This is a genomic window from Streptomyces sp. SID5464 (genome assembly GCF_009862985.1).
Lineage (GTDB): Bacteria > Actinomycetota > Actinomycetes > Streptomycetales > Streptomycetaceae > Streptomyces > Streptomyces chartreusis_D.
Map to the genome: position 1 here is coordinate 160,407 of NZ_WWIQ01000009.1, position 6,000 is coordinate 166,406.

Genomic DNA, 6,000 nt, shown 5'->3' on the forward strand with positions numbered 1-6,000 from the left:
AGGGACAACGCGAACACATGAGCGCGTCAGGCGGCACCAAGGCGATCGTGGCGGCACTGGCCGCGAACCTCGCGATCGCGGTAGCGAAGTTCGTGGCGTTCATCTTCAGCAACTCGTCGTCGATGCTCGCCGAGTCCGTCCACTCGCTCGCCGACTCCGGCAACCAGGCACTGCTCCTGGTCGGCGGCAAGAAGGCGAAGCGCGAGGCCACCCCGGAACACCCCTTCGGCTACGGTCGCGAGCGCTACATCTACGCCTTCCTCGTCTCCATCGTCCTCTTCTCGGTCGGTGGCATGTTCGCCCTCTACGAGGGCTACGAGAAGATCAAGCACCCGCACGAACTGGAGCACTGGTACTGGCCGGTCGGCGTCCTCGTCTTCGCGATCATCGCCGAGGGCTTCTCCTTCCGCACGGCCATCAAGGAGTCCAACACCCTGCGCGGCCGCCGCTCCTGGAAGGAGTTCGTCCGGCACGCCAAGGCCCCCGAGCTCCCGGTCGTGCTCCTGGAGGACCTCGGCGCCCTCGTCGGCCTGATCCTCGCGCTCGGCGGCGTCGGCCTCGCCCTGCTCACCGGTGACAGCGTCTGGGACGGCATCGGCACCCTCTGCATCGGCGTACTGCTCATCCTGATCGCCCTGGTCCTCGCCGCCGAGACCAAGTCGCTGCTGCTCGGCGAGTCCGCCGGCGCCGAGGAGACCCGGAAGATCGAGGCCGCCGTCGTCGACGGCGACACCGTCACCCGCATCATCCACATGCGCACGCTCCACCTCGGCCCCGAGGAACTCCTCGTCGCCGCCAAGATCGCCGTCCGGCACGACGACACTGCCACCGAGATCGCCGCCGCCATCGACGCCGCCGAGTCCCGCATCCGCGAGGCCGTTCCGATCGCCCGCGTGATCTACCTCGAGCCGGACATCTACAGCGAGGCCGAAGCCGCCAAGGGCCCCGACCCCGAGGCAAGCCCCGGCGGCCCGACCCCGCACCCCGCCGACCACTGACACCCTCTCCCACGACTCCTCCGGCCACGGGGCCCGCCGAACCACTCGGCGGGCCCCGCCGCCTTCCACCACCCCCGCACCTCACCGACAGTCCCACCCCGCCCGTCACGGGATCGGCTTGATGTGTTTGCCTGCGGACTGGGGATCGCAGGCGCCCCCGGTGTAGCTTGGGACGGAGCCAGACGTCGCTGCTGATGGCGGTCGGGCGGTCCCACCGCGGACCGGCCGAGGGAGAGAGGGCCTCCGACGGACTGCGCTGCGCACACGCGGGCATGCCTGTGTCCTCTTTCGGGCACCCCTGTGTCCGCCGCCGCGCAGACCAGCCGTACCCACCTCGACCCAACCCCGAGGAGCAGCTCGCAATGACGACTGTCGAAAACCGACAGGACTTCAAGGTCGCCGACCTCTCCCTGGCCGAGTTCGGCCGCAAGGAGATCACCCTCGCCGAGCACGAGATGCCTGGCCTGATGGCGATCCGCAAGGAGTACGCCGAAGCACAGCCCCTGGCGGGCGCCCGCGTCACCGGCTCCCTGCACATGACCGTGCAGACCGCCGTGCTCATCGAGACCCTGGTCGCCCTCGGCGCGCGGGTCCGCTGGGCCTCCTGCAACATCTTCTCCACCCAGGACCACGCCGCCGCGGCCATCGCCGTCGGCCCGAACGGCACGCCCGACAACCCGCAGGGCGTCCCGGTCTTCGCCTGGAAGGGCGAGACCCTGGAGGAGTACTGGTGGTGCACGGAGCAGGCGCTGACCTGGCCGGACAGCCCCACCGGCGGCCCGAACATGATCCTCGACGACGGCGGTGACGCCACCCTCCTCGTCCACAAGGGCGTCGAGTACGAGAAGGACGGCAAGGTCCCGGACGTCGACACCGCCGAGTCCGACGAGCACCGGGTCATCCTCGAACTCCTGCACCGCACCATCACGGACGGCTCGCAGAAGTGGACCCAGCTGGCCTCCGAGATCCGCGGCGTGACCGAGGAGACCACGACCGGCGTCCACCGCCTGTACGAGATGCAGCGCGACGGCACCCTCCTGTTCCCGGCGATCAACGTCAACGACGCCGTCACCAAGTCGAAGTTCGACAACAAGTACGGCTGCCGCCACTCGCTCGTCGACGGCATCAACCGCGCCACGGACGTCCTCATCGGCGGCAAGACCGCGGTCGTCTGCGGCTACGGCGACGTGGGCAAGGGCTGCGCGGAGTCCCTGCGCGGACAGGGCGCCCGCGTGATCGTCACCGAGATCGACCCGATCTGCGCCCTCCAGGCCGCGATGGACGGCTACCAGGTCACGACCCTCGACGAGGTCGTCGACAAGGCCGACATCTTCATCACCACGACCGGCAACAAGGACATCATCATGGCCTCGGACATGGCCAAGATGAAGCACCAGGCCATCGTCGGCAACATCGGCCACTTCGACAACGAGATCGACATGGCCGGCCTCGCCAAGATCCCCGGCATCGTCAAGGACGAGATCAAGCCGCAGGTCCACACCTGGACCTTCCCCGACGGCAAGGTGATCATCGTCCTCTCCGAGGGCCGCCTGCTGAACCTGGGCAACGCCACCGGCCACCCGTCGTTCGTGATGTCCAACTCCTTCGCGGACCAGACCCTGGCCCAGATCGAGCTGTTCACCAAGCCCGACGAGTACCCGACCGGTGTCTACGTGCTGCCCAAGCACCTCGACGAGAAGGTCGCCCGCCTCCACCTGGACGCGCTCGGCGTGAAGCTGACCACGCTCCGCCCCGAGCAGGCCGAGTACATCGGCGTGCAGGTCGAGGGCCCGTACAAGCCGGACCACTACCGCTACTGAGCCGAGCGGCACCGCCGCCGGTCAGACAGCCACCGGTCGGATCTCCGAGGCAGGCCCCCGCACGCCCGTGCCGGGGGCCTGCCCCGTTCGACCGGCCGGCGACCGGCCCCGCCCGTCAAGATCCAGGACCCCCATGCCCCGCGGCCGCTATTCGCTCCACGATCCGCACGATCACACCCCCCTCGCAGAAGAGCACTTCCAGTGCGCCCCCGGCCCCTCCGGCTGGCGCTACGTCTCCCAGCTGACCACCCCCTCGGGCGATCACCACGGCTCCGTCGACCTCACCCTCGACGAACTCGGCCGCCCCATCCGCCTCCAACTCCACGCCGCCGCCTGGCAGGTCCGCGGCGCCGCCCTCGACGGCGTCACCTGGGTCCGCACCGACCCCACCGGAACCGACGCCACAGAAGGCAATGTGCGCGCCCACGCCTTCACCGGCACCTCCCCGGCGTTCCTCGTCGCCACCACCCGTCTCCTGCGCCTCACCCCCTCCTCAGCCGGCACCCGCGTACGCCTCGTCGCCTTCACGGACCCGGTCCTCGCCCCCCGCACCGTGGACCAGTCGTGGACCTTGCTGAAAAGAGAAGCACACGCCACTGACAGCGGCCCTCTGACCGTGGACGAATACCAGGTCACAGCCCTGGACACGGGCGAACAGCACGCCGTGCACATCGCCGGAGACGTGGTGCTGGCGGCCCCCGGCATCGAGCTCGAAGACCTCGAATCACCGCCGTCGGTGTTCACCTGAGGCCAGGCCCTGCTGAGCGGGCAGCCCCACGCTCCACTACGCCGGCGGCACGAACCCAGTCCCGGGACGGTCGCCCATGGGCACCTCATGCGACTCCGCGGGCGGAGCTGCGCCGGACGACTCGACAGCCCCTGGGGCCGGCTCGGACACCGCGCCAGGCGGCACAACCGGAGCCGCACCGGCACCTGGAGCTCCATCGGCTACCGGAGCAGCCGGAGCGGCCGACGAGGACGACCCGCTCCCGAAAGCCCGTCGAGCCTCCCGCGCCTGCCGTTCATGCACGACCGCCGCCAGATACGCCGCCGGCGGAACCCCCTGCGGCACCGGCGCTCCCGTACGTTCCGCGAGATCCGACGCCAGCCGGTCCGCCATGGACCACCCCACCTGCGGGTCCAACTGCTGCACACGCGTCAGATACTGACGGACGGCGAGCCACAACCCATCGGGCACCGCAGAAAGATCGAGCCCCGAGAAACGCCCCGCAAGCCAGGGCGGGGGAGGCGGCACGAACCCGGTGCGCGCGACCGGAATCCGCTCCCGAACGACGAGGGTCCCCGCGAACACGTCCCCCAGGCGCCGCCCACGCGCCGACACGAAAGACGCGATACAGGCCACGACACCGAACGTCATGAGGATCTCGACCACCGCGATCAAGCCCCTCACCAGCGCATGCCGGAATCGGATCGGCCCTCCGTCGTCGCGCACCACACGCAGCCCGCAGGCCATCTTCCCGAGCGAGCGCCCATGACTGAGGGTCTCCACCGCGATCGGCCCGCCCACCAGCACGAGAACGAACGTCGCGATCGACAGCGCCGTCTGCGCCGCCTCGTCCAGCGAGGCAGTGGAAGCCACGAGCGCGATGGTCACCGCGACGTAGACGGCCACGGCCGCCACAAGATCCAGCAACACGGCCAGCGCCCTGCTGGGCAACCTCGCGGGGCGCAGCTCCAGCGCCACCGCCTCGCCCGTCACCAGCTCACTCACGCCCGCCGTCCTTCCCCTGCCCTGCCCCCGACAGGGCCAGTCTGCCAAGCTGAGGGCGCACCGCGCCGCAGTACGACAAGCTGATCCACGACGAGCCGCCGACGAACAGCCGAGGAGCAGGCAGACCGATGGACCTCGACGTCTTCGTCTCCGCCCACCGAGCGGAGTGGGACCGCCTCGAAGCCCTGCTGCGTCGCCAGCGCCGCCTCAGCGGTGCCGAAGCCGACGAACTCGTCGCCCTCTACCAACGCGCCGCCACGCACCTCTCCCTGATCCAGTCCAGCGCCCCCGACCCCCAGCTGACCGGCAGGCTCAGCCAACTCGTGGCACGCGCGCGTAGTGCCGTGACAGGCACCCGACGTGCCTCCTGGCGTGACGTCACCCGCTTCCTCGCCCACGGCTTCCCGGCCGCCGTCTACACGTCACGCCACTGGTGGGTACCCACCGCGCTGCTGTCCACGGCAGTCGCGGCCCTCCTGGGCTGGTGGATCGGCACCCACCCCGAGGTACAGGCCTCCATCGCGGCCCCCAGCGAACTGCGCGACCTCACCCGCCCGGGCGGCCAGTACGAGACGTACTACTCCAGCCACCCGGCCGCCAGCTTCGCCGCCCAGGTCTGGACGAACAACGCCTGGGCCGCAGCGCTGTGCCTGATCCTGGGGGTCTTCCTGGGGCTCCCGGTCATCTGGATCCTCTTCCAGAACATGCTCAACCTGGGCATCGGCTTCGGCCTGATGTCCTCGGCCGGCCGGCTCGACACGTTCCTCGGGCTGGTCCTCCCACACGGCCTGCTCGAACTGACCGCCGTCTTCGTGGCCGCCGGCACCGGCCTGCGCCTCGGCTGGACCCTCATCGACCCAGGCCCCCGCACGCGACGCACAGCTCTCGCGGAAGAGGGCCGCGCCGCCATCGGCATGGCCATCGGCCTGGCGCTGGTCCTCTTCGTCTCCGGTGCCATCGAAGGCTTCGTCACCCCGTCCGGCCTCCCCACCTGGGCCCGCATCACCATCGGAGTCGTCGCCGAACTGGCCTTCTTCGCGTACGTCTATGTCCTGGGCGGCCGCGCCGCCCGCGCCGGTGACACCGGTGACGTCGAGGCAGCGGAACGCAGCGCAACCGTCCCGACAGCTGCCTGAACGACCCCCGTGACCGCCTGATGTGCGACTACCTCCGTTCAACTGCTAGTCTCCTCTTCGCCCCACAGGAGCCGTTGACACGGCCCTTGCGGGGAGGTAGATTCGAACAGTTGCCTGGACATGGGGTTCAGCCTCCAGATCGGCGACAGTGAGCATCTGTCTGCTTCTTGAAACGCTGATTTCAATGAAGCCCCTCCCGATGAATCGGAAACGAGTGGCCGGTCAATCCGGCCTGAAACTTCTGATAAAGTCGGAACCGCCGGAAAGGGAAACGCGGAAGCGGGAACCTGGAAAGCACCGAGGAAATCGGATCG

Annotated in this window: 5 protein-coding genes; 4 read left to right on the forward strand and 1 reads right to left on the reverse strand. The window is 69.5% G+C overall.

What is annotated here, in order from left to right; genetic code table 11:
* Positions 1 to 17 precede the first annotated feature (17 nt).
* The 3 genes from GTY47_RS09150 (at position 18) to GTY47_RS09160 (ending at position 3,566) form a co-directional block, all read left to right on the forward strand.
* Positions 18 to 998, forward strand: coding sequence for a cation diffusion facilitator family transporter (locus GTY47_RS09150; RefSeq protein ID WP_010034688.1), 981 nt, complete (start codon positions 18 to 20; stop codon positions 996 to 998).
* Between the two features lie 362 nt (positions 999 to 1,360).
* The gene (ahcY, locus tag GTY47_RS09155) at positions 1,361 to 2,818 is read left to right on the forward strand and encodes an adenosylhomocysteinase (RefSeq protein WP_010034690.1); all 1,458 of its coding nucleotides are present in this window, start codon (positions 1,361 to 1,363) and stop codon (positions 2,816 to 2,818) included.
* Positions 2,819 to 2,951: 133 nt separating this feature from the next.
* Positions 2,952 to 3,566, forward strand: coding sequence for a hypothetical protein (locus tag GTY47_RS09160; RefSeq protein ID WP_010034697.1), 615 nt, complete (start codon positions 2,952 to 2,954; stop codon positions 3,564 to 3,566).
* 36 nt (positions 3,567 to 3,602) lie between these two features.
* Here GTY47_RS09160 and GTY47_RS09165 read toward each other — a convergent pair whose 3' ends face one another.
* The gene (locus tag GTY47_RS09165) at positions 3,603 to 4,550 is read right to left on the reverse strand and encodes an RDD family protein (protein WP_010034698.1); all 948 of its coding nucleotides are present in this window, start codon (positions 4,548 to 4,550) and stop codon (positions 3,603 to 3,605) included.
* 128 nt (positions 4,551 to 4,678) lie between these two features.
* Between GTY47_RS09165 and GTY47_RS09170 the strand changes: the two genes are divergently transcribed.
* Positions 4,679 to 5,686 carry a stage II sporulation protein M gene (locus tag GTY47_RS09170; protein WP_010034699.1) on the forward strand — a complete coding sequence of 336 codons (1,008 nt, stop codon included), beginning with the start codon at positions 4,679 to 4,681 and terminating at the stop codon, positions 5,684 to 5,686.
* The last annotated feature ends 314 nt before the right edge of the window (positions 5,687 to 6,000 follow it).